The sequence below is a fragment of the Actinomadura sp. ATCC 39365 genome, from assembly GCF_054392275.1.
In genome coordinates, this window is record NZ_CP184335.1 from 1,415,436 (window position 1) to 1,441,214 (window position 25,779).

Below are 25,779 nucleotides of genomic sequence, written 5' to 3' on the forward strand. Positions count from 1 at the left end.
AATCTGTGATGCCGGTCTGCCTTTGATCGTCCGCGACGATTCCAGGGTGCATCTATGCTTGCGATGCAACGAAGCGGCCAACATCCTTGTACGTGATTCGGAGGCGCGTCGATACCCCGGCACCGTCAGGTCCCTCGTGCGGTGGTGATCGCTACTTGGAAGCCGTAAGCCGCCAGAACGCCGCCGGCGTAGGCGGCTATCGGTGCCGCTACGTGTTCAGCGTCGCGGTGGACGCCGCGCAGGGTGTTGGAGGCGAAGGAGCGCTGGAACTCCAGGCCGACGTAGCCAAGCCCGAGGTGCGTGGTGGACAGGCCGCCGACGTGCAAGGGCAGCCCTGTTTCGTCGAGAGCGCCGAGCGGGGCGAGGTAGTCCAGGTGCGGCAGGTAGCCGGTCGCGTAGATGACCGTGTCGACGCTCTCGCGTTCGCCGTCGGCCCAGATGAGGTGGTCGCCGTCGAAGGCGGTGAACATGAGGCGGCGCTGCAGGCGGCCGTCGGTCAGGGCGGCGGCGTAGTCGCCGGTGTCCATGACCAGAGTGCCGGTGGCGATGCGGGCCAGCCAGGCGGGCGGGAGCTGGTCGAAGCCGGTGGTGGTGTGCCAGTAGTGCACGTCCTTGCCGCCGACGATCTGCGGCATGAGCTGCAGTGGCTGGCGTGAGGCGATCGTGACGTCGGCCACCGCCGCCAGTTCGTAGGCGACCTGGATGGCGGAGTTGCCGCCGCCGACCACCACGACGCGTTGCCCCGCGTACTGCTTGGGGTTGCGGTAGTCGGCCACGTGCAGCGCTTGTCCCGTGTAGCCGTCCTGGCCGGGAAGGGCGGGGACGTAGGGGTTGCCGAAGGAGCCGCTGGCTGCGATGACGCCCATGGTGTGCGGGGTGTCCCCGGCGGCGGTGTGGACGTGGAAGCCGCCCGCGCCGTCGGCTTCCACCGCTGTGACGCGGGTGCCGGTGCGGATCTCGACGTCCAGGCCATCGGCGTAGCGCTGCAGGTAGGCGACGACTTCGTCGCGGGTGGGGTAGTGGTCGCCGTCGCCGGGGAAGTCCTGGCCGGGCAGGGCGCTGTACCGGGCGGGCGAGAACAGGGTGAGGCTGTCGTAGTAGCTGCTCCACGAGCCGGTGGGCGTGTGCCCGGCTTCGAGGATGACGGGAGTGCGGCCGGCGTCGAGCAGGGAGCGGGCGGCGGTCAGGCCGGACTGGCCCGCGCCGATGACGATGGTGTCCATGCCGCCGGATCATATCCTCATATCCAGAAATGACAATACGGTAGAGTCGAGCCATGCAGACGGCAGGCAGCGGCATCCAGCTCACCGACGCGGCACGCGGCTTCCTCAAGGCCCTGGCCAGTGACACCCGCCAGCAGATCCTGTTCCTGTTCGAGGGCGGGGTGGAGCTGACCGTGAGCCAGGTGGCCGAGCGCTTGTCACTGGCCCAGTCGGCCACCTCCACGCACCTGGCGACGCTGCGCGACGGGGGTGTGCTCACCTCCCGGCGCGAGTGGAAGACCGTCTACTACCGCGCCAACCCAGACGGGGCACGGCGGGCGCTGGCCGACCTGCAGGCCGCCTTGGCCGCGTGCTGCCCGCCAGGTGATGCGCCCTCGGTCGGTGGGTGTGGCTGACTGGACGGGAGTCGGCCCACCCCCCTCGACTTAGGTGCTCATCTAATTTGACATTCCTCTAATCAGTGGTTCAGAATCTGAGCTGTTTAGATGAGTTTCTATTCAGGAGGTGCGCGATGCGCGCTCTGCTCACCCGCCTGCGCCGCCCCGCCGACGTCTCGGGCTTCACCTTCAACGAGGCGACCTCGGAGGTGTGTGACCGCACCTGCCGCGCCGACGCCGCCATCGAGCGCGCCCGCGCCTCCACCCTGTCGTCTCTGTCCTTCCGCTAACCCGCGCGCCATCAGGAGAGCCGTCATGAGTGACAGTTGCTGCGGCACCGTTGCCGTCGAGATCGAGCAGTTCGCCACCCCTCAGCAGGACGCCTCCGGGCCGGCGAACGATCTGCCCGTCGTCGTGATCGGCGCCGGCCCGGTCGGGCTGGCCGCCGCCGCCCACCTGGCCGAGCGTGGCATCGACTTCACGCTCCTGGAGGCCGGTGACCGGGTCGCCGCCTCGGTGGCGCAGTGGGGGCACGTACGGGTGTTCAGCCCGTACCGGTACAACATCGACGCCGCCGCCCGCCGCCTCCTGGAGGCCGACGGGTGGACGGCCCCGGACTCCGACTGGCTGCCGACCGGCGCCGAACTCATCGACGACTACCTCGCCCCTCTGGCCAAGCTGTTCGGCGACCGGGTGCGGCTCGGCGCAAAGGTGACCGCGATCAGCCGCCTCGGCTACGACCGGGTCCGTACGGGCGGCCGTGAGCAGGCCCCGTTCCTGATCCGGCTCGACGATGGCACCGAACTGCAGGCCCGCGCGATCACCGACGCCTCCGGCACCTACACCAGCCCGAACGTGCTCGGCGCGAGCGGCCTGCCCGCCCACGGCGAGCACGAGGTGTTCGTCGACCACGCCCTGCCCGACGTGCTCGGCACGGACCGTGACCGCTACGAGGGCAAGCGCGTGCTGGTCGTCGGCGCCGGCCACTCGGCCGCCACCACCCTGCTCGCCCTGGCCGAACTGGACGACACGCCGATCACCTGGGCGATCCGCGCCGGCAACGCCACCCGCACCTACGGCGGCGGCGACGCCGACGCCCTCCCGGCCCGCGGCGCGCTCGGCACCCGGCTGCGCGCCGACGTCGAATCCGGCCGCATTCAGTTGCTGACCGGCTTCTTCACCCACCGCGTCAACGCCACCGACCAGGGCATCCAGGTGATCAGCCGCGACCCTGCCGGCCACGAGCAGAGCGTCACCGTGGACCGGATCGTGTCGGCGACCGGCTACCGCCCCGACCACTCCATCGCCTCCGAACTGCGCCTGGACCTGGACCCGGTGCTCGGCTCCACCCGCGCCCTGGCCCCGCTGATCGACCCGAACCAGCACTCCTGCGGCACCGTCCCCGCCCACGGCGTGGACGAACTCGCCCACCCCGAGCCCGGCTACTACGCGGTCGGGGTCAAGAGCTACGGCCGTGCCCCGACCTTCCTGATGGCCACCGGGTATGAGCAGGTCCGCTCGGTCGTGGCGGCGCTGGCCGGGGACTGGGAAGCGGCCCGGGATGTGCAGCTCGACCTGCCCGAGACCGGCGTGTGCTCCTCCAACCTGGCCGAGGCCCAAGAGCAGCGGGTGGGCCTGGCCACCGGTATCAGCGGCGGTCTGCTGGCGGCCCCGCTCCCGCTCACCACTGTCGGAGCTCCGGCCGAGTCCGGCGGCAGCTGCTGCGGCTGAAGGGAAGCACCTGATGTCTGACGGCTATCCCACTGCCGCCCAGAAGGAAGCGCTGCGCCTCATCTGCGACCACGAGCCGATGCCTGCCGCCCGGCTGGCCGACGAACTGGTCGCCGCCCGCAGGCCCAGCACCAACCCCGGCTACGGCCCGGCGATCGCCCGGATGGCAGGAACGCTCGCCTGGCGGCTGCAGGCCCAGGGCTTCATCGCCGAAACCCTGGCGGGCCACTGGGCGACCACGACTGAGGGCCGCGAGCTGATCGCCTGTCCAGCATGAGTTCCTCCGCCGAGACCGCCGCCCTCCAACAGCAGGGCGGCGGTCCGCCGCGTTCCCGGCACGGCCGGCGGGTCGTCGCCGCGCTGGCCGTCACCCAGACCATCGGCTACGGCGTGCTCTACTACGCCTTCTCCGTCTTCCTCGTCCCGATGGCCCATGACCTGCACGCCACCAACGCCCAGGTCGCCGCCGCGCTGACGGTGTCCGTGCTGATCACCGCCGTCTGTGCGCCGCTCGCCGGGTGGTGGCTGGACGCCCACGGCGGGCGCGCCCTGATGACGCTCGGTTCGCTGCTCGGCACAGGGGCGGTGCTGGCCTGGTCGCAGGTCACCGCGCTGTGGCAGCTCTACCTGGTCTTCGCCGCCATCGGCATCGCCTGCTCGATGGTGCTGTACGAGGCCGCGTTCGCCGTGATCATCGCCTGGTACGGCGCCGACGCGCGAGGCCGTACGCGAGGCATCCTGGCCCTCACCATCGTCGCCGGGTTCGCCTCCTCGATCTTCATCCCGCTCACCGGCCTGCTGGTCGACGCCTACGGCTGGCGCCAGGCCCTCGTGGTCCTCGCTCTCGTCTACGGCCTGGCGGCGATCCCGCTGCACGCGCTGGTGATCCGCCGCCACCCGGCCCGCGCCCGCACACCCGAGGCCGCCGGGGAACGCGCCGACCTCGTCAGGGCCGCCGTGCGCCGCCGCCCGTTCTGGCTGCTGGTGATCGCCTTCACCGCCAGCGGCGGCGCGGTCGCCGTCATCGCCGTCGTGCTGGTCACCTACCTCATCCACCTCGGCCACAGCCCGGTCCTGGCCGCCACGCTCGCCGGACTGCTCGGCGTCCTGTCGGTCACCGGGCGGCTGGTCACCACCGGTCTGCAGACCCGCCTGCCCGCCGCTCTCATCGCCGCCGCGATCTATACGCTGCAAGGCGTCGCGGCGCTGCTCCTGCCGGTGCTCGGAGCGAGTGTCACGGGCGCGATCGGCTGCGTCCTGCTCTTCGGGCTCGGCTTCGGCATCGGCTCCATCACGCTGCCGCACCTGCTCGTGCAGCGGTACGGCACCGCCGCCTACGCCACCTTGTCGGGCCGCATCGCGCTCTTCTCCGTCGCCGACAAGGCCCTGGCTCCGCTCGGTGCGGTCGCCCTGGCACAGGCCGTCGGCTACACCTGGGTGATGAGCGCGGTGGCCGTGGCCTGCGCGATTGCGGCGTTCGCGCTGCTCGTCTACCACCGCCTATAATTTAGACCAGCATCGAATTAAGGAGTCGAGTCATGGCAGCCCCCGCCTCCACCCCATGCTGTGCGCCGATCGCCCGCGAGCCGCTCGGCGAGGCCGACGCCGCCGAACTGGCCACCCTGCTCAAGGCCGTGGCCGACCCGGTACGGCTGCGCCTGCTGTCGCTGATCGGCTCCCACGCCGGTGGCGAGGCGTGCGTGTGCGACCTGACCGGCGTGTTCGACCTGACCGCCCCCACCATCTCCCACCACCTGAAGGTGCTGCGCACCGCCGGGCTCATCGACGGCGAACGCCGTGGCACCTGGGTCTACTACCGGATCATCCCGGAGACGGTGAACAAGCTGGGGGCGCTGTTCGCGCCGCTCGCCGCCCCCGCCAAGGCGCAGAACGGCTCGGTGGACGTGGAACTCCTCACCGTATGACCGACGCGGCTCGCCTGGCCGATGTCGTGGTCATCGGCGCCGGGCAGGCCGGGCTGGCGGCCGGCTACTACCTGCGGCGGGCGGGCGTCGACTTCGTCATCCTGGATGCCGGACAGACTCCGGGCGGTGCCTGGCAGCATGCCTGGCCGTCCCTGCGGCTGTTCTCGCCCGCGCAGTACAGCTCCCTGCCCGGCCGGATGATGCCGATCCCGGCCGACGGCGGTTATCCGGACGCCGCCCACGTCGTCGCCTACCTCGCCGACTACGAGCAGCGTTACCGGCTGCCGATCGTCCGTCCCGCCGCCGTGCGGGCCGTGCGGCGCGCCGGCCCGCGGCTGGCCGTGGACAGCAACGCCGGCACCTGGCACGCCCGGATCGTGGTCAGCGCCACGGGCACCTGGTGGCGTCCCTATGTGCCGCACTACCCCGGCATCGGTGACTTCCGCGGCGAGCAGCTGCACACCGCCGGCTACCGCGGCCCTGAATCCTTCCACGGCCGTCGAGTGCTGGTCGTGGGCGGCGGCAACTCCGCCGCGCAGATCCTCGCCGAGCTCTCCCAGGTCGCCCAGACCACCTGGGCGACGCTGCGCCCGCCCCGGCTGCTGCCCGACGAGATCGACGGCCGCGCCCTGTTCGACCTGGCCACCCGCCGCCACCAGGCCGCCCTGGCCGGACAGGACGCCGACAGCATCGGCGACCTGGGCGACATCGTCGCCGTCGCGCCCGTACGCGAGGCCCGAGACCGGGGCGCGCTCAAGGCCGAGCCCACGTTCTCCCGCATCACCCCCGACGGTGTGGCGTGGGCCGACGGCAGCACCGCGGCGTGCGACGTGATCGTGTGGTGCACAGGCTTCCGTCCCGCCCTGGGTCACCTGTCCCCGCTACGGCTGCGCGGCCCCGGCGGCGTGATCGCCACCGAGGGCACCCGCGCCCTGGCCGAACCGCGCCTGCACCTGCTCGGTTACGGCGACTGGACCGGCCCCGCCTCGGCCACCCTCATCGGCGCCGGCCGCACCGCCCGTGGTCTCGCCACCGAGATCACCACCCAGCTTTAGGCGCACGCACTTCGGTGCCATTCACACCTTTGATTCGACCTCCGTCTATCTTGACGAACATCTAAGCAGTGTGAGATTGTGACTCCTGATTCGACACACATCTAAGTGTTGATGGCCTCGACCTCGCACCGGCAGAAGGGCAACCACCATGACGACGAACCAGACCAGCGGCGGTTTCATCGGCGACCTGGCAGAGGCTTTCGCGCCGCCCGCCGCCGGCGGCTGCTGCGGAGCTCCTGCCTCTCCCTCCCTGGCCAGTGACACAGCCCAGCAGGCAGATGCGGCCGCGACCGCCTGCTGCGGCAGCACGGCCGCCGCCCAGCAGGCCACCCAGGCCGGCTGCTGCGGTCAGACACCGGCCCCGGCCGCCACCCCGGCCGCCGAGGCAGCCTCCACCGGCTGCTGCGGATGACCTCCACCATGCCGGACATCCCTCAGGCGCCCGGCCTGGCCGCCGTCGTGGAGCGGGTGTCGGCGGCGCGGATGCTGGCCACGGTGCACGAGCTGGCCCGCGACCACTACGCGGGGCGGCGCGTGGGCACGCCCGGAGGCCGTGCCGCCGCCGCATGGCTCGCCGAGCGGCTGCGCGAGCTGGGTGCCGAGGTCGAACTCGACTCCTTCCCCGTCGCCGACGTGCGGGAGCTGTACGCCACCCCGATGCTGGAGTGGAGCGCAGGCGGCCAGGCGCTGCGCCTGGAGCACCGCCGGGACTTCGTCGAGCACCTCGCCTCGGCTGAGTTGCCGGAGCCACGCACCGCGCCGCTGGCCGCCGCCTCCGAGGCCGACCTGCACGACCGATGGGTGCTGGCCGAGGCCGGAGACTGGGCGCAGGCGTGCGAACGAGCCGAGGCCCACGGCGCTGCCGGAGTGCTGACCACGCGCGGCACCGACACCGAGGGGTGGATGCCCAAGATGATCGCCGGACCGGCCCCCCGCGTCGTCCCGATCACCGCCCTACGCATCGACCGGCACGCCCGTCTGGCCGACGCCCTGGCCGTCGGCCCGGTGCAGGTGACCGGGTCGATGCCACTCCGGCAGATCACTGCGGACGGCCACAACGTCCACGCCCGCTTTCTCCACGCCGGAGGAGCGGGGAGCGGGCCGCGGGTACTGCTGACCGCGCACTACGACGGCGTCGGGGACGACCCCGGCATGCGGCTGCCCGCAGCCGCCGACAACGCCTCCGGCGTGGCCGCCGTCCTGGAGGCCGCCCGCGTCCTGACAGCAGACCCGGCCACCCGGGCTGAACTGTCGGTGGCCTTCCTGGACGCTGAGGAGACCGGGGCATGGGGCTCGGCCCACCACGCCTCCACGCTTCCGTCCGACACGCTCGTGATCAACCTCGACGGCGCCGCGTACCTGCACCAGGCCGCCTCCGTCGAGGCCGGCGGACCCGCCCACGCCCTGCTGGCCACCCTGGACCAGGCCGCCCGGCTGGTCGACGTGCTGCTCCGGGCCGGCGCGATGGCGTCTGACAACCGCCGCTACGCCGCCGCCGGCCTGGCCGCGATCGGCATCGGCATGGGCATGCCCGGCTACCAGACCCCCGCCGAAACCCCCGACCGCGTCCAGTCGGACACTCTGGTGGCGGCAGCCCGCTTGATGGTGGCCACCACGTGGTTGCTGTCCAGTCGGTCTACCGGCTGATCGTCTTTCAGTGATGGGTCCTAGCTGGTAACCGCGATCGGGATTTCCGCGGCTTGCGCCCACGCCTTGATCGTCTCCCAATGGCCTCCCCACGCATGGGGATTGAGCTGGCCATCTCGCCCGATTTGAGCGTTCTCCGGAATGCCGTAGGTCTGGAAGAGGTCGCCGACCAGTTGTGCGGTGGCGCGTGCAAGAGGCTGGCCATCATCGGCCAGGTCATCCAGCCATGCAACCGACTCCCCGAAGGCGAGCCGGGCGACGCGTGTGCCAACGGGACGGTCGGCCCCCACAATCTTGGTGGGGGTGTGCAGGTGAACCCGATAGCGGACGAAATCCGGATTGTCGTACGGCCAGGCGCTGGTCGGTTCGGGGGCAAGATCGTGGGGTGAAGGAAGGTGTCAGCGACGAGCATCACACGAGCCAACGCCGAGCCATGAGCACCGGCGCGGTCTCGCCCGTGGCGTGAGAGGTAGCGCAGCGCGCTGGCCGTCCGTGCCACGTTTCGGCGTCCAGGACGGCCACCTTGAAGCTGTCCCCAGCCGCTGGTGACACCCCCTTGGGATGCACCGCGAAGGTTCCGCTCCCGTCGGTGTGGAGTTCGGCTCGGGTGGCATAGGGGGTGCCTGGCTCCGACTCGGCGATGAGCCGCCGGTGCGCGACGCCGATCTCCTGGAATGTGGGCGTGAAGGCGCCCACCATCACGACCTCTTCTCGTGCGGTGGATCGAATCCGCTCGACGCTGGGACCGTCCAGAATCAGCTCACCGGGCAGGTCAGGTACGAGCGTCACCACCAGCAGCGGTAGCGGATACTGCCCGCTGGTCTGGGCAGTCGTGGCAACGATGCCGTTCTCCAACTCCATGATGCGCTGGGCCTGGTCAGTGGCGGCCATGACCCTTCGGCGGTACGCCGCGGCGATTTCCGACTCCGACAGCCACACCTTGTCCGCCCCATGCCGGCGTGGCCACCGCAGACCGGTCTCCTTCTTCGCCGGAATGGAGACCGCGTGAGGAGCGAAAGAACTGGGAGGCACGGAGATCAGCAGTACGCCTCGGGACGCATCGCTGGGATTGCCGATCCGGTGAGTTTCGAACCTCGGCATGGGGTGGATGCGAGAGGCAGCAGCTTGGCGGATCCGGTTCTCAAGAGTCCCGAACTCGACATCCAGGATGGCGGAAGGGATCTCCTTCACCTCGGCCACTCCCACCATGATCACACCACCGCGATGGTTGGCAAAGGTGGCGACGTCGACGGCGATGTCATCGTTGCCCTTCTCCGTCTTGTCCTTGTCCCCAGAGGAGTACTGGCGCTTGTAGTCGAGATCTTCCGCTTCACGCGCGTCCGTGTTCCCGATGAGGGCATGGATCTGCTGGTAGGTCGCGAGATGCAGGGGCGCGCCCAGGAGGGCTTCCAGGCGTCGAGGGCTGTACAGCATCGAGTTGCCGATCTCCTTTGATCAGGGAACCGCGAGACTCCCTGATTGACAGTAGGAGAGGGGAGGCGACAAAGCGTGAGGAATGGAGCCATCCGGTCAAGCATCCGGCCCTCAACCGATCACAAGCTGCTGAGCAACTGCTCGACCCGCTGCCGGACTTCGTCGCGAATGGTCCTGACACTCTCGATGCCCTGCCCGGCGGGGTCGTCGAGCTTCCAGTCCTCGTACCGTTTGCCGGGAAAGATCGGGCAGGCGTCGCCGCAGCCCATCGTGATGACCACGTCGGAGGCTTGGACCGCGTCGACGGACAGGACCTTGGGGTGGGCGGCGGTGATGTCGATGCCGACCTCGGCCATGGCCTCGACGGCGACGGGGTTGACTTGGTCGGCAGGGGCCGACCCTGCGGAGCGGACTTCGACGCGGTCTCCTGCCAGGTGGCTGAGCCAGCCGGCGGCCATCTGGGAACGTCCGGCGTTGTGCACGCACACGAACAGGACGCTGGGCTTGTCAGGCATGCACGGGCTCCTTGGTGAACAGGCGGCGGCCGGCCAGGCTGACGTAGACCAGGGCGACCAGGACGGGAACCTCGATGAGCGGGCCGACCACTCCGGCCAGAGCCTGGCCGGAGGTGACGCCGAAGACGCCGACCGCCACGGCGATGGCCAGCTCGAAGTTGTTGCCGGCGGCGGTGAAGGCCAGGGTGGTGGAGCGCTCGTAGCCCAGGCCGATCAGCTTGCCGGCCAGGAACGACCCGCCCCACATGAGCGCGAAGTAGGCCAGCAGCGGCAGCGCGATGCGCGCGACGTCGCTGGGCTGGGCGGTGATCGTGCCGCCTTGCAGGGCGAACAGGATGACGATGGTGAACAGCAACCCGTACAGGGCCAGCGGGCCGACGCGGGGCAGGAAACGGCTCTCGTACCAGTCCCGGCCGCGGGCGCGTTCGCCGAGCCGGCGGGACAGATATCCGGCGGCCAGCGGGATGCCGAGGAAGATGAGCACGTACTGGGCGATGTCCCAGGCCGAGACCTCCAGCGCGGACTGTGCGAGGCCGAGCCAGCCGGGCAGCACCTGCAGGTAGAACCAGCCCAGCGCGCCGAACGCGACCACCTGGAAGACCGAGTTGAGCGCCACCAGCACGGCGGCGGCCTCACGGTCGCCACAGGCCAGGTCGTTCCAGATGAGCACCATGGCGATGCAGCGGGCGAGCCCGACGATGATCAGGCCGGTGCGGTACTCGGGCAGGTCGGGCAGGAAGATCCAGGCCAGCGCGAACATGACGGCCGGGCCGAGCGCCCAGTTCAGCACCAGGGACGAGAGCAGCAAGCGGCGGTCACCGGTGACGGCGCCCAGACGGTCGTAGCGGACCTTGGCCAGCACCGGGTACATCATCAGCAGCAGCCCGAGCGCGATCGGCAGCGAGATGTCGCCGATCTTCACCGCTTCCAGCGCGGTGTTCAGCCCAGGTACGAGCCGTCCGAGCAGCAGTCCGGCGGCCATGGCCGCGACGATCCAGACTGGCAGGAACCGGTCGAGCGTGGACAGGCCGGCGATGACGCCCTGCGCGGGCGCGGTCGATGAGGACATGGCGGCGCTTCTCAGACGGTCGCGGGCACGTCGAGCAGGGCCGACAGCTCGCCCAGCGTCTCGGGCACCAGCCGGTAGTACACCCAGGAGGCGCGCCGCTCCGAGGTCAGCAGCCCGACCTCCTTGAGCACCTTCAGGTGATGGCTGATGGTCGGCTGGGACAGCTCGAACGCGCCGGTGATGTCGCACACGCACACCTCGCCACCGGCGCGGCTGGCCACGATGGACAGGATGCGCAGCCGCACCGGGTCGCCCAGTGCCTTGAACACCCGCGCCACCCCGGCCGCCCGCTCGGCATCCAGCGGCTCGCGCATCAGCGGCGGGCTGCACTCCAAGAGCTCCAGAGGTTCCACATCTTCTCCGTATAGACAGTTATCGAAATCGATGTCTCTCTATATTGACATATATCAAAGCCAGGAGGAGTCGGCGGAGCTTGGGCAAGATCTCGTAACAGTGAAGGCCCCGCCGACTCGGCGAGGGCCTTCAACCACGTATGCGTACCGGTGTGCGTGTCACCTCTCGGCGAAGGGCACAACGCGGCTCCAGCCGAACGGTAGTCCGCGAAGGCGATAGGTGAGGCCCGGGGACACTGGGCACACCGGCCACGATGGATGTAACCGCCCGGCGGCCGCCCATGTTCCCGCCCGCGTTCCCGGACGCCGTCCCGGGCGGCGACTCAGGTCCCGGTCGAGGTGCTGCGGCGCTCGATCATCAGCACGTCCCGCCAGAGGCCGCGGTGACAGCCGATGTGCTCGCGGATGCCGACCACCCGGAAACCGAGCGCCTGGTGCAGGGTCAGGCTTGCGGCGTTCTCCGGGAAGACGCCCGACTGGATCGTCCAGACCCCGGCGTCCTCGCTGGCGGCGATGAACGCCGCCAGCAGCGCCCGGCCGATGCCGTGAGCCTGGCAGCCGGGGTGGACGTAGATGCTGTGCTCGACCACCCCCGCATACACCGGACGGGACGACACCGCCGAAGCCGCCACCCAGCCGAGCACCTCGCCGGAGTCGCTGTCGGTCGCGACGTACCGCAGGTGCGGCAACCGGCTCGCGCTGAATCCCTCCCAGCCGGGCGCGGTGGTCTCGAAGCTGGCCTGGCCGGTGTCCAGCCCGGCCTGGTAGATGGCCAGCACTTCGGCGGCGTCGCTCTCGCGCATCGGCCGGATCTCCAGGCCGGGCCCGATGGCGGGCTTGACGGCCTGGACGATGGCCGAGTGCACCCCGTCTCCGTGATCGGCGGTCAACGTGATCGTGACGGCGACGAAACCGGCCGCGACGAGCAGATCCCGGTACTCCTGCACGGTGAGCGATCCGGCGGCGCAGCCGATGCGCTGCTCGGCCCGCTGTCGCGCCTGCTCGTCGAGCACCTGGGCGGTGACGATGTCGCTGACGCCGAACCGGCCTCCTGGCCGCAGGACCCGGAACGCCTCGGCCAGCACGGCCGTCTTGTCGTCGGACAGGTTGATCACGCAGTTGGAGATGACCACGTCGACCGTGTGGTCAGGCAGCGGGATCGCCTCGATCGTGCCGTGCAGAAACTGCACGTTGTGGACACCCGCCTGTTCCGCGTTGCGCTGAGCCAGTTCCAGCATGGCGGGGGCGACATCCAGGCCGAAGACGGTGCCGTGCGGGCCGACGCGGCGAGCTGACAGCAGTACGTCGATGCCGCCACCGGAGCCGAGGTCGAGCACTGTCTCACCGGTACGCAGCTCGGCGACGGCGACCGGGTTGCCACACCCCAGGCTGGCTCGAAGCGCCCCGTCGGGGAGCGCGGTGGTGTCGTCGTAACTCGCCGGTCCGAAGCCGCCATCGGTGAAGGCGACGGGATCACAGTCGGCGATGCGCTGCCCGCTCAGCGCGCTGCGAGCGAGGGCGGAGTAGTGGTCGACGATCTCGTCGTGCGCCATGAGATCTCCCTTAGTCGCAGGCTGGCGCGGCCGGCGCCGGGTTGCCCATCACCACGTCGGCGGCGGTGGGGAAGCAGCTCACGCAGTTCTCGTTGATGCGGTACAGGCTCGACGTCCCTTGCCGCTCCACCAGGAGGAACCGCACCTCGGACAGGATCTTCAGGTGGTGCGACACTGTGGACTGACCCACTCCGGAAGCGGCCACGATCTCGCCCACGCTCATCGGCTCACGCCGCCGGGCCAGCAACGACACGATCTGGATGCGGGTGGCGTCGGCCAACGCCTTGAACCAGCTCGCATACTCCTCAGCCTCGGCACGCGGCAGAGGCCCCATCGTGTCGTTCATCGAACATCGACGATAGACGATTAATTGTGAAGAGGGAAGCCAGGCTTGCGGACTTCGACGTAGGGCATCGACCGTCGCGTTCGGGAGGGCGGCGCGCGGGAAACCGACCCAGATGCCAAGGTGGACGAGCGGAATACGGGCGGTAGCCGACAGCCCGAACCGCGACATTTCGCCCCGCTGTCGGGCCCCGATGAGCCGGACGCGTGCCGAAGAGCATGTGACGAGCATCAACTCGGCCATTCTCGCCTCTCAGAAGAGGCTCAAGAACCGAGAAAGCCCAGGTCAGATGGGGTCTGGTGTGGTAGGGCGCCCGGGGCTCGAACCCGGAACCTACGGATTAAAAGTCCGCAGCTCTGCCAATTGAGCTAACGCCCCTCGCACGAGCAAGGGTACAGAGATTACCGCCCCGCCCGCGACGCCTCCATCACCGGTAAGCGGGCAGCCCCGTCAGAGCCTCCCCGAGCACCAGTGTGTGAATCTCCTGGGTCCCCTCGTACGTCAGCACAGACTCCAGATTGTTCATGTGCCTGATCACAGGGTACTCCAGGGTGATCCCGTTTCCCCCCAGGACGGAACGGGCCTGCCGGGCGATGTCCAGGGCGGCCCGCACGTTGGCCAGCTTGCCGAAGCTGATCTGCCGGGGCTCCAGCCGTCCCTCGTCCTTCAGGGCGCCCAGGTGCAGGGCCGTGAGCTGGGCCTGGGCGGTGCCGACGTACATCCAGGCCAGTTTCTCCTGGGTGAGCTGGAACGCGCCGATCGGCTTGTCGAACTGGACGCGGGTCTTCGCGTAGTCCACCGCAGACTCCAGGCAGGCGCGGGCGGCCCCGACGACCCCCCACAGGATGCCGAAGCGGGCCTCGGACAGGCACGACAGCGGGCCCTTGAGACCGGTGACGTCGGGAAGCACGGCGGAGGCGGGCAGGCGGAGATCGTCGAAGTACAGGGACGAGGTGACCGAGGCCCTGAGTGACAGCTTCTTGTGGATCTCAGGGGCGGAGAAGCCCGGGGTGGAGGTGGGGACGACGAAGCCGCGGACGCCCTCGTCCGTCTGCGCCCACACCACGGCGACGTCGGCGATCGAGCCGTTGGTGATCCACATCTTGGAGCCGTTGAGCACCCAGTCGGAGCCGTCCCGCTTGGCGTACGTGCGCATGTTGGCGGGGTCGGACCCGTGGTCCGGCTCGGTCAGGCCGAAGCAGCCGATCGCCGTGCCGGCCGCCATGCGCGGCAGCCATTCCTCCTTCTGCTCCTCGGAGCCGTACCGCCAGATGGGGAACATCGCCAGCGAGCCCTGCACCGACACGAACGAGCGCAGGCCGGAGTCGCCCGCCTCCAGCTCGCGGCAGGCCACGCCGTAGGAGGTCGCGTCGGTGCCGGCGCACCCGTAGCCCTCCAGGTGCATCCCCAGCAGGCCGAGCGAGCCGAGCTCCGGCGCGAGCTCGCGCGCGGGGAAGACGGCCTCCTCGAACCAGTCGCCCACGTGCGGAAGGACGCGGTCGGCGACGAAGGACCTGACCGTGTCGCGGATCAGCCGCTGGTCGCCGTTGAGGCGGTCGTCGAGGCGCAGCAGATCGTCCATGGCGGGTCCTCTCCTCGCGTAAGGGGTTACCAGGGTTCTACCAGGGACAATCCTGATGTGCTAACACCGGCCCCAGGGGCAGTCTTGAGACATGAACGAATACAGCGAGCACAACGTCAAGAAGCTTCGCCGCACCAACAAGGGCCGGATCGTCGCGGGCGTCTGCTCGGGCATCGGTGAGTACGTCGGCATCGACGCGAACCTGATCAGGGTCGCCCTCGCCATCGCCACCCTGTTCGGCGGGGTCGGCGTCGGCGTGTACGCGATCGGCTGGCTCCTGCTGCCGGACGAGGAGCGGGACACCTCGATCGTCCAGGACCTGATCAGCAAGCAGCAGCAGCGGAACGCCACCGACTGGACCGGCGAGCACAAGCCGCAGCAGTGATCAGGCCGGCGCCCGGGCGGGCAGCTCCTGGGCATCACGGTCGTCCCGGGACTCGGTCCACATCAGGGCGAGCACGGCCGCCGCGATCACTCCGGTGATGCCGGAGAGCGCGACCACCAGCTCAGGACCGAGTCTCTCCGCCGCGAACCCGCCGACCAGGATCCCGATCCCCTGCACGGCCATCAACCCCGACTGCACCAGGCCGAACGCCTGGCCGCGCCGCTCCGGCGGCACATTCTGGACGAACGCCGCGTTCGCCGCGAGCTGGTACGCCCCACCGATCCCCGACAGAACCCACGCGGCCAGCACCAGCGCGAGCGGCGGCCGGAGCGCCGTCACGGCCAGGGGCGCGCAGCTCAGCATGGCCATCCACCCCATCAGCCGCAGCCGCCGCGCCGGGGTCACGAACCTGCTGAACAGGAACGCGCCCACCACCGTGCCCGTCGGCATCGCGGCCATCAGCAGACCGGTGATCACGGGCACCGACAACGACCCCGTGGCGAGTTCGGCGGCATAGGGCACGGCGAGGCCCTCAGGGAGGATGTAGAAGCCGCACAACCACGCGAACAGGACAAGCGTTCGCAACCTGTGCGAGCCGAAGACGAGTCGGGCTCCCGCCCTGGTCATCGCCCACATGGACGGCTTCGCGCCGTCCTGGCCGGCGGCCGGCCGCGGGCGCACCCCGGAGACCAGGATCAGGGCCGAGGCGAGGAACGTGGCCGCGTCGAGGGCGAGCGCCCGGTAGGGGCCCAGGGTGGCGATCATCGCTCCGCCCGCGGCGAAACCCAGCATCTGTACGGCCTGGTTCGTCATGTTCTGCAACGCCGAGCCGACGACGTACCGGTCGCCTTCGAGCACCTCGGGCAGCAGCGCCGCGCGCGCCGCCGAGAACGGGGCGCTGAGCAGCACCACGAAGAACACCAGCACGCACAACGCCCAGAACGGCATCACCGGCAGCGCCATCACGCCGACCAGCACCGCCCGGACGACGTCGCAGGTCATCATGACGCCCCGGCGCGCGAACCGGTCGGCCAGCCCCGCCAGCAGCGGCCCCCCGACGATCGACGGAAGGTACGTCAGCGCGTAGACGGCCGCGGTGGCCAGGGGCGACCCCGTGCGGGAGTAGACGAGGACGGCGAGCGCCACCTGGGCGAGCTGGTCACCGAGGAGGGAGAGGCCCTGGCCGTACCAGAGTGCCCGGAACTCCCGGATGGCGATGACCTCGCCGTAGGTGGCCTGGTCTGTCTCGGCACGGCGATGCCGTCCCGGCGGCCTACCTGCCTGCATGGCCCCCATTGGACTCCGCTGTGCCTGACTCACCGTGTTCGCTATGTGACCTAAGGTGCCCGATCATGAGGCAAGGCGCAACCCAAAGAAGTCAACGGGCTGCAAAGGGTCACCAGCCCAGTTCGTGAAGTCTGTCATCGCTGATCCCGAAATGGTGTCCCACCTCATGGACAACGGTGATGCGCACCTCGTTAACGACTTCCTCTTCTGTCTTGCATATCTGACATATGGGATTGCGGTAGATCTCGATCCGGTCGGGCAGGACACCTGAGTACCAGTCGCCGCGCTCCGTGAGGGGGACACCGGTGTACAGGCCGAGCAGGTGGGGCTCTGGCGGATCATCGACGACCGTGACGACGACGTTGCTCATGACGCGGGTGAGCTCGGCGGGGATCGTGTCCAAAGCCTCGGCCACGAGTTCCTCGAACTTCTCCCGCGAAACCTCGATCACGCATGCCATTCTGCCCTGTCGGTCAGGTATGCAAGAAACTGTATGAAGTTCGCTGACAGGTTGAAAGCAGTCATTCGATCACGTGCAACGAGGGCCGTGGCGGTGCTCCTGGTGGCCGCTGCCGGCGCGTGGCTGGGCATCTTCCTGAGCGGCACCGTGCACGCCCAGGTCGGCCCGGTCGAGACGGGCATGTCGCTCAGACCCGCCTGGAACGGCGAGACGGTCGTCGACGCCAGCCCCCTCGGCACGCTGACCTTCCAGACCCACGACGCCCCGCTCAGGCTCCGCATCACCCTGGAGAACATCGACCAGGAGCGCGCCAAGGCGCTCATCGAGGACCCCAAACTGGCCGACCGCCTGCCGGGCCTCATCGAGAGCGACCTCCTGGACGGTGTGCGCGCCCTGGCTATCCGCAGCATGCTCTGTGCCGGGGCGGGGGCCCTGATCGCCGTCCTGATGGTCTACAGGCGCCCCAGGACGGCTCTGGTGGGGCTTCTGGCGGCCTCTGTGGGCCTCGCGGCCACCGGGGCCCTCGCCGCCCTCACGTTCCGCCCCAACTCGCTCGTGGAGCCGCGCTACTCGGGTCTGGTCGCCGCGGCGCCGTCGCTCGTGGGCAGCGCGGAGTCGATCGTGACGAAGTTCGAGTCGTACCGGTCGCAGCTGACCAAGCTCGTCACGAACGTCTCGAAGCTGTACGACACCGTCTCGACCCTGCCGCTGTACGACGCCGACCCCAATTCCATCCGGGTCCTGCACGTCTCGGACATCCACATCAACCCCATCGCCTGGAACGTCATCCGCTCGCTCAAGGACCAGTTCGCCGTCGACATGATCATCGACACCGGCGACATCTCGGACCACGGGACCAAACCGGAGAACAAGTTCGTCGACGAGATCAGCCGCCTCGGGGTGCCGTACGTGTACGTACGGGGCAACCACGACTCCATGATCACCCAGAAGGCGGTCGAGAGGCAGAAGAACGCCGTGGTCCTGGACGACAGGGTGGAGAAGGTCGCGGGCCTGCGCATCTACGGCCTGGGCGACCCCCGGTTCACCCCCGACAAATCGGTGGCCGTCGACTCGGACCCGGACGCGCTCCAACAATTCGCCCGCTCACACCTGCCCAACGTGGACAAGGCGGACGTGGTGGCCGTCCACGACCCTGTCGTCGGCCGCGGCTTCAGCGGGGCCACGCCCATGATCCTGGCCGGTCACACGCATGACCGGTCGACGTCCATGCTGCCGTCCGGCTCGCGCATGCTCGTCCAGGGCTCGACCGGCGGCGCCGGCCTGCGGGCGCTCGAACACGCCCAGCCCACGCCCGTACAGGCCTCGGTTCTGTACTTCGACCGGGAGACACGCCGCCTGCGTGCCTGGGACGACATCACGCTGGGCGGCCTTGGGGAGCAGTCGGTGTACATCCAGCGTCACGTGGAGGCCGACCCACAACGTATGATTTCTCCGGAGCCAACGAACGCCCCGTCGCCAACGGGAACGGTCACTGGCACTGCGTCACCGACCGCCGGTCAGCCACTTTGGCATCAAGGGCAATCGTCCCCTATGCTTCAGAGGTCTCCGACGGAAGGCGACAGGGAATCCTGAGCCCCCATCGTCTAGCGGCCTAGGACACCGCCCTTTCAAGGCGGCGGCACGGGTTCGAATCCCGTTGGGGGCACTTGCGAGTGTTTGGCGCACCGCGAACCGGCTGGTCGAAAGGCCACCGGGAAGCTGGTAAGCTAAGCAAGCGCAAACAGAAAGAAACGCAAGAAACGCAAGAAACGCAAGGTCCTGTAGAGCAGTTTGGAGTGCTCGCCACCCTGTCAAGGTGGAGGTCGCGGGTTCAAGTCCCGTCAGGACCGCTCTGGGTCAGGTAGCTCAGTTGGTACGAGCGTCCGCCTGAAAAGCGGAAGGTCGGCAGTTCGACCCTGCCCCTGACCACCAGCTTTGAACAACAAGGAAGCCCCGAGCGGATTACCGTTCGGGGCTTTTTGACGTCCGGTGACAGCAACAGTGACAGCAACGTCGCGCTCCCTCGAAGTAGAGCCCGCTGCTCCAGGCGTGTACCCAGTCATCCTCGGCGCGTTCCACCACTAGGCGGTCCAGCAAGACTCCTGCAAGAGGTGTGTTGACGAGATCAGGTGCCATCCCGGATTGTCCAAGGTTTTGATCGTCACGCCGTAACCGTGCTCCTAGTCGTCATTACAGCAGGAGGTATACCAAGACCGCAGGAAGACGAGTGCATCCGTGATCACGTGGCGAGTCTGCCAGCCGTGCCCGATGGGGTGGCAAGCCAAGGGGAACGGCGGGGAGTCACGGAGAAGGCGATCAGTGTGCTGAGCTGCATATTCGCAGGTCGACCGAGATCAGCGTGCGTCTTTGCAAGCAGCATGTCAGGAGTTCGAATCTCCTAGGCTCCACTCCGTGAAACGTCCCGCAACCGACTTTGGTGCGGGGCGTTTGTGCCACTAGCCCTTCGGCGCCGTCCCGAGGGCCGCCGGGCCAGTGCCCGCGTCAACCCGTGTCGTCGCAGCAGCTTGCTGACGCCCTCGTAACCGCTCCCGTCGCTCCTGATCGGCGGGTGTATGCCTGCCCCTTCGCCCGTACGGCATGCCTCGGTCGTACACCTGATACGGCGAAGCGTCACGACCCAATGACTCTACGAATTCAACCTGTGTACTGGCCTGGTCACATCGCCGACGCCACCACTACCCATGCCCGAGCCAGCCACTACGGGAGGCGCTGGCTCATGCATCACGAGATCCGGCTGTAGTACTAGTCGAACTCGCCGTCTTTTACGCCTTCAATAAAAGCCTTCCATTCGCTAGACGTAAAGACTAGCGCTGGCCCGGTGGGGTTTCTGCTGTTGCGAACGCCGCGGCGTCCTCTGGACAGATCGGCAACCTCAACGCAGTTATCGGCTGTCTGTGACGGAGACGCCTTGCGCCACTCAGCTGTCGCCAGTTCCCAGGAAAGACTATCCATCGGCCCGTGTCTCCTTGCCGTCGGCGTCTCAGTTAGAGGAAGAGCATCGGCCTGTAGTGCTGTCTGGATCAAAGCACGCAGAGAAGCGCCTGTCCACATCCCCGCGTCAAAAAGGTCGCCAAGATCCTGCGGCACAGCCTCAGGGATTTCGGCCTGCGATATACAGCGAAGGCTTTCTTGCGCAGAATGGGAAGCGTGACAGCTTCCCCCTCCTCGCAGCCTTCCGCTACGCCGCCAAGCGGGCCACGTAAGAGTCGGGCGATGGTTGCTGTTGGGGTGGCGATATCTTCGACTTTGCTGGTCGCCGGGACGCTCGGGCTCTTCACCGATTCACTGTGGGCGCCTGTCGACGTGCTGGATGTCTTGGACAAGCGCGCCAGCGTGATCAGCATGTTTGTCGGCCTTGCTGGCCTGTTCGTCGCCGGTGCAGCCCTACTGGCGCAACTGCGTTCGTCCTCGTCCGCTCAGCACCTGCCTGCTCCGCCAAGGACGCCCGCCAAGGCAGGGAAATCTCTACTCATCGAACAAGCCGGCAGCACGCAGGGGATGGGAGCGGCGACACTCACCGTAAGGCATGCGTTGCCTCCCGTGGCTGATGTGCCCTCGATAGGGATTACAGGTATGCCACGTCGCCCATCATCAGTGTTCGTTGGCCGGGAGTATGACCTGGATCTACTGAACCAAGCGTTGACAGTAGATCCCAAGGCGATCATCCAGGCGGTCGTGGGGCTTGGAGGCATCGGCAAGAGTGAGCTGGCACTGCAGTATTCCATCCGTCATCGAGACACCTATAAGCAACTGTGGTGGATAGAAGCTGGAACCCCCGAAAGCATCCAAGCGGGACTCGCCAGGCTGTGCCGGACCCTGTGTACAGCTATTTCATCAGTTGCTGCAGCGCAGGCTCCCACCGAGGAAGCTGCAGCTTGGGCATTAGCTTGGCTTTCTAGTCGTTCGGACTGGCTGGTGGTCTTTGACAATGTTGACGAGATCGATCACTTGCAACCTTATCTTGGGCAACTGCAGGCGGGGCATGCGGTTATTACGAGTAGGCGCGACATCGGTTGGCGGGAGATTGCCACGGTGGTCCACCTCGACGTCCTGTCACGGGTTGATGCGGTCGAACTGCTGTCGCAAACCATCAGCGGCTCGGCTATTTGGGTACCGAGTTTGGCTAACGAGCTGGCCGAGGAACTAGGCGGCCTCCCGCTCGCACTTAAGCAGGCTGGCGCCTACATCGCCGCCACCCCCGGGATGGATTTGCCTCGATATCTGCGTCTGCTGCGTACGGCTCCCCGTCGCGTCCTGACCGCTGACGGCCATCGGGGTCGAGGATCCGAGCAAGTCATCGCTCGCACCTGGGCCGTAACTCAAGACCGTATTGCAGAGACGGACCCACTGGCGGTTCGTCTCCTGCGATTGCTGGCCTGCTATGCCCCAGATCATCTGCCCTGCCAAGTGCTGTATGGCGTTGACGGTGCCGATGAGATGGCAGTCGCCGAAGCCCTGGGTGCGTTGGCCTCCTACAGCATGATCAACAGGTCGCCGGATGGGCAACATATAAGTGTGCATCGCCTAGTTCAATCCGTCACGCTTGCCGACCTGTCCGATGATGAACTAACGGCTGTCCGCACCACCGCGGCCCAACGGCTTGAGGCTGTACTTCCGAATGAACCGAAGGACATTTCCTTCTGGCCGCTGTACGCTCGCCTGCTGCCGCACGCACGGGCCGTTCTGGCTCCGGACTCTTCTGCCATGAGAAACGTGATCGATTATCTGGATGCCAGTGGTGACGATCGCACCGCTCAAACCCTTCAGCAGCACCGCGTGAAAGCTCTGTCCGAGAGGTTGGGGGCCGAGCACATTGAGACGCTGACTGCCCGCAACAATCTCGCTCGATGGACAGGCCTCGCCGGAGACAGGGAAGCTGCACGGGACCAATACGTGGCCTTGCTCCCGGTGATGGAACGCGTGCTGGGTCCGAAGCATCCGGATACGTTGAGTTCCCGAGCTAACTTCGCCTTCTTCACCGGATGGGCAGGCGATCAACTCGCGGCACGAGAACAGTACGAGATACTGCTACCGATGATGGAGCAGGTATTGGGTCCGGAACATCCAAGCACGTTGAGTACCCGCGCCGACCTTGCTCGCTGGACCGGATTCGTTGGAGATGCCTGCGGTGCGCAAGATCAATACAAGGCTCTGCTGCCGATAGTTGAGCAGGTGTTGGGTCTGGAACATCCGAGTACGTTGAGTGCTCGTGCCAACTTCGCCTATTGGTTAGGGATGGCGGGAGATGCCGGAACGGCGCGAGACCAATGCCTGGTGCTTCTGCCGGTTATCAAGCGGGTGTTGGGTCCGGAGCACCGAACGACGCTGGGTGTCTGGAGTGGTCTTATTTACCTAACAGGGAAGGCTGGTGACGTGATTGCGGCACGGGACCATTACATTGCACTGTTGAAGGTTATGGAGCGGGTGCGCGGGCCACAGCATCCAGATACGTTAGCTGAGCGCGCGAATCATGCTCATTTCACAGGGCTAGCAGGTGATGCGCTCGCGGCAAAGGAGCAGTACGCCGCTTTGCTTCCAGTGATGGAACGAATTCTAGGCCCGAGGCATCCCCAGTCCGTGAAAGTACGCACGGAACTCGTGCATTGGACGGAGCGCGCCGAGAGGCATCCCTGAGATGAGGGACTTTCTACGGGACGGGGAGCGCCCATAGAGGGTCTCCAAGAGAGAATCACGGTGAATCGGTCTTTTGGACTCGATAAGAGGAGCCTGCTCGTCGAAATAGTCTGGCCAACCATGCTGAACATGGCGCGAGTTACAGAGGCCGCATCGCAGACGATCAACCGTCAGTTGCAGTCCCTGTTGCAGTTCAAGCCCGTACCAGCCCGTTCAGAGCAGACCACCCATGCCCACTGACCTGCATTGAACGATTTGGAACGGCTCGAACTGGATCTGTTCACGCCCCCGGTTGCTTCCACAACAGCTCCGGAGGCGGTGTGTAGGCGAACCAGCCGAAGGAGGTGGACTCACCGCTCGGGATAGAGAGCTGGCCGGCCGTCCACGCAGCCGCCACGATGGCCCCCGCCCAGAGCAAGGCTCCCTTCCGCGCCGGAGGCAGGGGCGAACGAGCCGCCGGGAGCAACGCGGCGATGGCCACGGCATAACAGAGGATCGACGGCCAGGGCCCGTCAACGGCAGAGGACTGGCCGGTCAGGGGTGGGGCCGGGGTGGGAGGAAGATCGTGAACACTCAGAACGAGAGGACGACGCAGATCGCCGCGACCCCGAAGAGCGTGGTTCGTGGCGAGGCGCGCAGCAGGAGGCCGGCCAGGATCACCGGTAGCAGGAGTTCGGCCCACGAGAGCAGCTGCCCCCATGGACTTGTCGTCATGAGGAACGGAACGACGGAGTCGGTTCCCCTGCAGATCCCGACGTTCAGCTCTGCCGCGCCGATCCTGGAGGTCTTCAGGATGACCGGGCCGGAGGCGGCCAGGACCGCCCCGACGCGGAGTGCCTCTGCGAGGAGGTGCGTCTCCGCATGAGGTGTCTGCGCCACGACAGCCTCTCCGTTCTCCCGCTTGCCGGTAGATCGACTCGGGCGACAGTAGCGGACCAAGGTCATGATCTTGCATGCGCGATGACAGCAGCCCTGACAGCAACGTCCCCGCACGCGGGCTCACTTCGACCGACCGTCCACCACCCTCTGACCACGAAATCCGGCATCCGATCAGGGCGATTGGTCCGCCTGAAAAGCGGAAGGTCGGCAGTTCGACCCTGCCCCTGACGCCTGAGTGGCCGTGAGGCCACTGTTGACCTTGTACTGGGGGCGAGATCTTGATGAGCTTCGCGACTTTGCGCGGTGATCTCTTTCCGGACGGCGCTCCCCAGGGCGTTCCTCAGAACGGCGTGGATGAACTGGACCATCCGAGGCTCGATCTTGTAGGCACAACACTCGCCGCTCTTCTTGGCGCAGCGCTCGGACGGCTTCCGCGCCTTGTCCATCCGTGCTGGCGACACTGGCAGCCGGACCGAAACGACGTCACGAACTGGCGGACGTCGGCCGCGTTGAGCCTGTCGAGGCGCTTCTTGCCTAAGCGGGGGAACGAGATGGCGCCGGACGACGCTCTAACACCCCCCCAGGAGGGGCAGTGTCCGCAGTGTTGCGGCAGGTTTGGTTTGGTGCCGCTCAGGAGGGACAGCCCTGTCAGGCAAGCGATCACGAGCGATATCTAGAGCGACTTTGGGTAGTCAGTCATGTCAGTAAGTTAGGCGGTCGTGTACTCGCCTAACCATTCACGCCAATTGTGACAGAGGACTATGTCCTCGGCGCAGAATGCTTGGTGCGATGTAGTAGGAGCAACAGCGGTGTTGTTCAGTCATGGACCAGTATGCGAAGTCTGTAAGCCCGTGCCGCATGAGTCATTGGGATGGCTCTCGCCCATCCCTCCCGTCCTCAGCCCGGAAGGCGCCAATTGCAGACGCCTTCGATGCAGAGCTCGGTGGTCGTCTTGCGGGGGTCCGGCGCTTTGATGGATACCTTGCTGCCCCACCGTTGGTAGTGGGTGTCGACGCGGAGGGTCTTGCCCGCCAGTTCGTCGAGGCCGTCGGCGAACGTGAACGTGCTCTGCACCCTGCTGACCAGGCCCGCGGAAGTCAGCGTGACGGTGTAGGCGAGCCTCGTGGCCGGATCCCAGCCGGCGTGGGGCGAGTACTCCGCCCAGCGGGAGACCTGCCCGAGCTCCTTGAAGGTGATCGCGCCGGTGACGGTGTCCCCGCTCCGCTGCCCGTTCTTCAGCAGGGCGGCCAGGGTCGCGGGCTCAGCCGGGTTGACCAGCTGCTCGTCGTAGCCGAGCAGCTCGGTGTGCCAGAGGTGCAACTGGTGGGAGTCCTTCCACCACGTCTTGTCCTTCTTCAGCGATTTTCCTATGAGGCCGCCGGACTGGTAGCTGGTGCCGCCAATGTCGTGGTTGAAGCCGATGACACGTTCGCGCCCGTACTCACCTCCGGTGGTGGAGACGTCCAGGGCCTTGACCTCACCCTTGGCGTTGAACTCGAAGATCCCCTTGCGTCGGCGCTTCGCCCGTTCGTCGGCGCCCTCTAAGAGGGTGGTGGTCTCTGTGACATGCATGCCGTGTCCGGGTGCCAGAACTGCCTTCAGCGCCTGGAGAGGATTCTTGGTCACTGCCTGCGCGGGAGGAGCACCCGCCAGCAGAGCACCGCAGGCCACCAAAGATGTGATCATCCGCCTCATGATGGTGATCCTGCCGCGATCGGATCACGTCCGGAACACGGGCCGAATGCGACCATCGAAGATCAGAGCGCGATCGGATGACATTGGGGATTCGCAGACCTTCTCCGCGGGCTCTGAGCCTGTGCCTTTCGGTTCCCAGCGCGATGCCGACTTTGACGAAGGAGGCGTGGCGAGGAACTCGTCTTCGAGCGCTGCGAGTGACGGGCACAGTCGTCGGGCGTGCCGAGAGCCTTTCGCTTCGCCCTTCTGGAGGCGTGTGCGTGGATCGTCATGGTGGCCTCGATGTCACTGTGGCCGACGATGTGCGGTGGGGCGTCGACGTCCAGTTCGTCCACGCCGTTAGCCGTGTCGTATGCCGCCGCTACGGTTCGGTCGTGGATGACGATTTCAGGAATGGCCTCATCTGGTGGTCCACGCACCACGCCACCGTTGGACTGGTCGTGCGTGACGGCATCGTGGTCGAGGCTGCCCCGTACGCCCGGCGATGGGCGCAGGGACGCGACGCCCGCGAGATCTACCGCAAGGGGGAGTCGCAGAAAGGCGTGACTCTTGCATGGGTGCCGGCGACGGAGACCGGGCGAATGTGAGAGAGCCAAGGATCGCGATCGAGA

Annotated in this window: 27 protein-coding genes, 4 tRNA genes and 1 pseudogene; 16 read left to right on the forward strand and 16 right to left on the reverse strand. The window is 67.4% G+C overall.

The window, feature by feature from the left end:
- Window positions 1–125: 125 nt before the first annotated feature.
- Window positions 126–1,223, reverse strand: a complete 1,098-nt coding sequence (locus ACNF49_RS07275) for a flavin-containing monooxygenase (protein ID WP_482943189.1) — start codon at window positions 1,221–1,223, stop codon at window positions 126–128.
- Window positions 1,224–1,276: 53 nt separating this feature from the next.
- Here ACNF49_RS07275 and ACNF49_RS07280 point away from each other — a divergent pair, with 53 nt between their 5' ends.
- From ACNF49_RS07280 to ACNF49_RS07320, 9 genes are all read left to right on the forward strand, one after another.
- A complete protein-coding gene (locus tag ACNF49_RS07280; RefSeq protein ID WP_482943190.1) occupies window positions 1,277–1,618 on the forward strand; it encodes an ArsR/SmtB family transcription factor in 342 nt (113 codons plus the stop codon).
- Between the two features lie 116 nt (window positions 1,619–1,734).
- On the forward strand, window positions 1,735–1,890 hold the full coding sequence (locus tag ACNF49_RS07285) for a hypothetical protein (protein ID WP_482943191.1): 156 nt from the start codon (window positions 1,735–1,737) through the stop codon (window positions 1,888–1,890).
- A 25-nt stretch (window positions 1,891–1,915) separates the two neighbouring features.
- Complete coding sequence (locus ACNF49_RS07290; RefSeq protein ID WP_482943192.1) at window positions 1,916–3,331, forward strand: FAD-dependent oxidoreductase; 1,416 nt, start codon at window positions 1,916–1,918, stop codon at window positions 3,329–3,331.
- 13 nt (window positions 3,332–3,344) lie between these two features.
- Entirely contained in the window at window positions 3,345–3,608 is a 264-nt protein-coding gene (locus ACNF49_RS07295; protein WP_482943193.1) for a hypothetical protein, read from the forward strand.
- On the forward strand, window positions 3,605–4,837 hold the full coding sequence (locus ACNF49_RS07300; RefSeq protein ID WP_482943194.1) for an MFS transporter: 1,233 nt from the start codon (window positions 3,605–3,607) through the stop codon (window positions 4,835–4,837). The genes ACNF49_RS07295 and ACNF49_RS07300 overlap by 4 nt, the downstream gene beginning before the upstream one ends.
- A 32-nt stretch (window positions 4,838–4,869) precedes the next feature.
- On the forward strand, window positions 4,870–5,256 hold the full coding sequence (locus ACNF49_RS07305) for a metalloregulator ArsR/SmtB family transcription factor (RefSeq protein WP_482943195.1): 387 nt from the start codon (window positions 4,870–4,872) through the stop codon (window positions 5,254–5,256).
- Complete coding sequence (locus tag ACNF49_RS07310) at window positions 5,253–6,311, forward strand: ArsO family NAD(P)H-dependent flavin-containing monooxygenase (RefSeq protein ID WP_482943196.1); 1,059 nt, start codon at window positions 5,253–5,255, stop codon at window positions 6,309–6,311. Before ACNF49_RS07305 ends, ACNF49_RS07310 begins: the two co-directional genes overlap by 4 nt.
- Before the next feature lie 148 nt (window positions 6,312–6,459).
- Window positions 6,460–6,723, forward strand: coding sequence for a hypothetical protein (locus tag ACNF49_RS07315; protein WP_482943197.1), 264 nt, complete (start codon window positions 6,460–6,462; stop codon window positions 6,721–6,723).
- Window positions 6,724–6,731: 8 nt separating this feature from the next.
- Window positions 6,732–7,958, forward strand: coding sequence for a M28 family metallopeptidase (locus ACNF49_RS07320; RefSeq protein ID WP_482943198.1), 1,227 nt, complete (start codon window positions 6,732–6,734; stop codon window positions 7,956–7,958).
- Window positions 7,959–7,978: 20 nt separating this feature from the next.
- On the opposite strand, the gene ACNF49_RS07325 is transcribed toward ACNF49_RS07320, so the two are convergent.
- From ACNF49_RS07325 to ACNF49_RS07365, 9 genes are all read right to left on the reverse strand, one after another.
- The gene (locus ACNF49_RS07325) at window positions 7,979–8,248 is read right to left on the reverse strand and encodes a hypothetical protein (RefSeq protein WP_482943199.1); all 270 of its coding nucleotides are present in this window, start codon (window positions 8,246–8,248) and stop codon (window positions 7,979–7,981) included.
- 121 nt (window positions 8,249–8,369) lie between these two features.
- Entirely contained in the window at window positions 8,370–9,392 is a 1,023-nt protein-coding gene (locus tag ACNF49_RS07330; RefSeq protein ID WP_482943200.1) for an AlbA family DNA-binding domain-containing protein, read from the reverse strand.
- 119 nt (window positions 9,393–9,511) lie between these two features.
- Window positions 9,512–9,907 (reverse strand): arsenate reductase ArsC, encoded by a 396-nt coding sequence (locus ACNF49_RS07335; protein WP_482943201.1) that lies wholly within the window; start codon window positions 9,905–9,907, stop codon window positions 9,512–9,514.
- On the reverse strand, window positions 9,900–10,976 hold the full coding sequence (arsB, locus tag ACNF49_RS07340) for an ACR3 family arsenite efflux transporter (RefSeq protein WP_482943202.1): 1,077 nt from the start codon (window positions 10,974–10,976) through the stop codon (window positions 9,900–9,902). Before arsB ends, ACNF49_RS07335 begins: the two co-directional genes overlap by 8 nt.
- Before the next feature lie 11 nt (window positions 10,977–10,987).
- Entirely contained in the window at window positions 10,988–11,329 is a 342-nt protein-coding gene (locus ACNF49_RS07345) for an ArsR/SmtB family transcription factor (protein ID WP_387675724.1), read from the reverse strand.
- A gap of 323 nt (window positions 11,330–11,652) precedes the next feature.
- Window positions 11,653–12,882: a GNAT family N-acetyltransferase gene (locus ACNF49_RS07350; protein ID WP_482943203.1), complete on the reverse strand. Its 1,230-nt coding sequence runs from the start codon at window positions 12,880–12,882 to the stop codon at window positions 11,653–11,655.
- Window positions 12,883–12,892: 10 nt separating this feature from the next.
- Window positions 12,893–13,468 (reverse strand): ArsR/SmtB family transcription factor, encoded by a 576-nt coding sequence (locus ACNF49_RS07355; RefSeq protein WP_482943204.1) that lies wholly within the window; start codon window positions 13,466–13,468, stop codon window positions 12,893–12,895.
- Window positions 13,469–13,527: 59 nt separating this feature from the next.
- A tRNA-Lys gene (locus tag ACNF49_RS07360) sits at window positions 13,528–13,603 on the reverse strand.
- 49 nt (window positions 13,604–13,652) lie between these two features.
- The gene (locus ACNF49_RS07365) at window positions 13,653–14,807 is read right to left on the reverse strand and encodes an acyl-CoA dehydrogenase family protein (RefSeq protein WP_357983552.1); all 1,155 of its coding nucleotides are present in this window, start codon (window positions 14,805–14,807) and stop codon (window positions 13,653–13,655) included.
- Between the two features lie 91 nt (window positions 14,808–14,898).
- Here ACNF49_RS07365 and ACNF49_RS07370 point away from each other — a divergent pair, with 91 nt between their 5' ends.
- A complete protein-coding gene (locus ACNF49_RS07370) occupies window positions 14,899–15,192 on the forward strand; it encodes a PspC domain-containing protein (protein WP_357983549.1) in 294 nt (97 codons plus the stop codon).
- Here the strand turns inward: ACNF49_RS07370 and ACNF49_RS07375 are convergent, their stop codons facing one another.
- Window positions 15,193–16,479, reverse strand: coding sequence for an MFS transporter (locus ACNF49_RS07375; protein WP_482943205.1), 1,287 nt, complete (start codon window positions 16,477–16,479; stop codon window positions 15,193–15,195). It abuts the gene before it with no gap.
- Window positions 16,480–16,588: 109 nt separating this feature from the next.
- A complete protein-coding gene (locus ACNF49_RS07380; RefSeq protein ID WP_387681579.1) occupies window positions 16,589–16,939 on the reverse strand; it encodes a metallopeptidase family protein in 351 nt (116 codons plus the stop codon).
- An 87-nt stretch (window positions 16,940–17,026) separates the two neighbouring features.
- Between ACNF49_RS07380 and ACNF49_RS07385 the strand changes: the two genes are divergently transcribed.
- From ACNF49_RS07385 to ACNF49_RS07400, 4 genes are all read left to right on the forward strand, one after another.
- The gene (locus ACNF49_RS07385) at window positions 17,027–18,532 is read left to right on the forward strand and encodes a metallophosphoesterase family protein (protein ID WP_357983543.1); all 1,506 of its coding nucleotides are present in this window, start codon (window positions 17,027–17,029) and stop codon (window positions 18,530–18,532) included.
- Window positions 18,533–18,605: transfer RNA gene (locus tag ACNF49_RS07390), tRNA-Glu, on the forward strand.
- A gap of 109 nt (window positions 18,606–18,714) precedes the next feature.
- Window positions 18,715–18,789, forward strand: a tRNA-Asp gene (locus tag ACNF49_RS07395).
- A 5-nt stretch (window positions 18,790–18,794) separates the two neighbouring features.
- Window positions 18,795–18,871 (forward strand) — tRNA-Phe (locus ACNF49_RS07400).
- Window positions 18,872–19,020: 149 nt separating this feature from the next.
- Here ACNF49_RS07400 and ACNF49_RS07405 read toward each other — a convergent pair.
- Both ACNF49_RS07405 and ACNF49_RS07410 read right to left on the reverse strand, forming a co-directional pair.
- A pseudogene (locus ACNF49_RS07405) lies at window positions 19,021–19,119 on the reverse strand (Imm53 family immunity protein); the annotation flags it as partial.
- Window positions 19,120–19,702: 583 nt separating this feature from the next.
- Complete coding sequence (locus ACNF49_RS07410; RefSeq protein WP_482945491.1) at window positions 19,703–20,011, reverse strand: DUF397 domain-containing protein; 309 nt, start codon at window positions 20,009–20,011, stop codon at window positions 19,703–19,705.
- Window positions 20,012–20,173: 162 nt separating this feature from the next.
- Here ACNF49_RS07410 and fxsT point away from each other — a divergent pair, with 162 nt between their 5' ends.
- Complete coding sequence (gene fxsT, locus ACNF49_RS07415; protein WP_482943207.1) at window positions 20,174–22,594, forward strand: FxSxx-COOH system tetratricopeptide repeat protein; 2,421 nt, start codon at window positions 20,174–20,176, stop codon at window positions 22,592–22,594.
- A 573-nt stretch (window positions 22,595–23,167) separates the two neighbouring features.
- Here the strand turns inward: fxsT and ACNF49_RS07420 are convergent.
- Both ACNF49_RS07420 and ACNF49_RS07425 read right to left on the reverse strand, forming a co-directional pair.
- On the reverse strand, window positions 23,168–23,473 hold the full coding sequence (locus tag ACNF49_RS07420; protein WP_482943208.1) for a KH domain-containing protein: 306 nt from the start codon (window positions 23,471–23,473) through the stop codon (window positions 23,168–23,170).
- An 897-nt stretch (window positions 23,474–24,370) separates the two neighbouring features.
- Window positions 24,371–25,168, reverse strand: coding sequence for a hypothetical protein (locus ACNF49_RS07425; RefSeq protein WP_482943209.1), 798 nt, complete (start codon window positions 25,166–25,168; stop codon window positions 24,371–24,373).
- A gap of 290 nt (window positions 25,169–25,458) precedes the next feature.
- Between ACNF49_RS07425 and ACNF49_RS07430 the strand changes: the two genes are divergently transcribed.
- Window positions 25,459–25,755 (forward strand): hypothetical protein, encoded by a 297-nt coding sequence (locus ACNF49_RS07430; RefSeq protein ID WP_482943210.1) that lies wholly within the window; start codon window positions 25,459–25,461, stop codon window positions 25,753–25,755.
- Window positions 25,756–25,779 lie beyond the last annotated feature (24 nt).

What these genes read in the sequence shown, in the direction of transcription:
- ACNF49_RS07335 (WP_482943201.1), bottom strand. Translation starts at nt 9,907, where the DNA reads ATGCCTGACAAGCCCAGCGTCCTGTTCGTGTGCGTGCACAACGCCGGA.
- ACNF49_RS07355 (WP_482943204.1), bottom strand. Translation starts at nt 13,468, where the DNA reads ATGGCCGAGTTGATGCTCGTCACATGCTCTTCGGCACGCGTCCGGCTC.
- ACNF49_RS07285 (WP_482943191.1), top strand. Translation starts at nt 1,735, where the DNA reads ATGCGCGCTCTGCTCACCCGCCTGCGCCGCCCCGCCGACGTCTCGGGC.
- ACNF49_RS07295 (WP_482943193.1), top strand. Translation starts at nt 3,345, where the DNA reads ATGTCTGACGGCTATCCCACTGCCGCCCAGAAGGAAGCGCTGCGCCTC.
- ACNF49_RS07370 (WP_357983549.1), top strand. Translation starts at nt 14,899, where the DNA reads ATGAACGAATACAGCGAGCACAACGTCAAGAAGCTTCGCCGCACCAAC.
- ACNF49_RS07300 (WP_482943194.1), top strand. Translation starts at nt 3,605, where the DNA reads ATGAGTTCCTCCGCCGAGACCGCCGCCCTCCAACAGCAGGGCGGCGGT.
- ACNF49_RS07315 (WP_482943197.1), top strand. Translation starts at nt 6,460, where the DNA reads ATGACGACGAACCAGACCAGCGGCGGTTTCATCGGCGACCTGGCAGAG.
- ACNF49_RS07290 (WP_482943192.1), top strand. Translation starts at nt 1,916, where the DNA reads ATGAGTGACAGTTGCTGCGGCACCGTTGCCGTCGAGATCGAGCAGTTC.
- ACNF49_RS07380 (WP_387681579.1), bottom strand. Translation starts at nt 16,939, where the DNA reads ATGGCATGCGTGATCGAGGTTTCGCGGGAGAAGTTCGAGGAACTCGTG.
- fxsT (WP_482943207.1), top strand. Translation starts at nt 20,174, where the DNA reads ATGGTTGCTGTTGGGGTGGCGATATCTTCGACTTTGCTGGTCGCCGGG.
- arsB (WP_482943202.1), bottom strand. Translation starts at nt 10,976, where the DNA reads ATGTCCTCATCGACCGCGCCCGCGCAGGGCGTCATCGCCGGCCTGTCC.
- ACNF49_RS07425 (WP_482943209.1), bottom strand. Translation starts at nt 25,168, where the DNA reads ATGAGGCGGATGATCACATCTTTGGTGGCCTGCGGTGCTCTGCTGGCG.
- ACNF49_RS07375 (WP_482943205.1), bottom strand. Translation starts at nt 16,479, where the DNA reads ATGCAGGCAGGTAGGCCGCCGGGACGGCATCGCCGTGCCGAGACAGAC.
- ACNF49_RS07410 (WP_482945491.1), bottom strand. Translation starts at nt 20,011, where the DNA reads ATGTGGACAGGCGCTTCTCTGCGTGCTTTGATCCAGACAGCACTACAG.
- ACNF49_RS07310 (WP_482943196.1), top strand. Translation starts at nt 5,253, where the DNA reads ATGACCGACGCGGCTCGCCTGGCCGATGTCGTGGTCATCGGCGCCGGG.
- ACNF49_RS07305 (WP_482943195.1), top strand. Translation starts at nt 4,870, where the DNA reads ATGGCAGCCCCCGCCTCCACCCCATGCTGTGCGCCGATCGCCCGCGAG.
- ACNF49_RS07275 (WP_482943189.1), bottom strand. Translation starts at nt 1,223, where the DNA reads ATGGACACCATCGTCATCGGCGCGGGCCAGTCCGGCCTGACCGCCGCC.
- ACNF49_RS07350 (WP_482943203.1), bottom strand. Translation starts at nt 12,882, where the DNA reads ATGGCGCACGACGAGATCGTCGACCACTACTCCGCCCTCGCTCGCAGC.
- ACNF49_RS07365 (WP_357983552.1), bottom strand. Translation starts at nt 14,807, where the DNA reads ATGGACGATCTGCTGCGCCTCGACGACCGCCTCAACGGCGACCAGCGG.
- ACNF49_RS07280 (WP_482943190.1), top strand. Translation starts at nt 1,277, where the DNA reads ATGCAGACGGCAGGCAGCGGCATCCAGCTCACCGACGCGGCACGCGGC.
- ACNF49_RS07330 (WP_482943200.1), bottom strand. Translation starts at nt 9,392, where the DNA reads ATGCTGTACAGCCCTCGACGCCTGGAAGCCCTCCTGGGCGCGCCCCTG.
- ACNF49_RS07320 (WP_482943198.1), top strand. Translation starts at nt 6,732, where the DNA reads ATGCCGGACATCCCTCAGGCGCCCGGCCTGGCCGCCGTCGTGGAGCGG.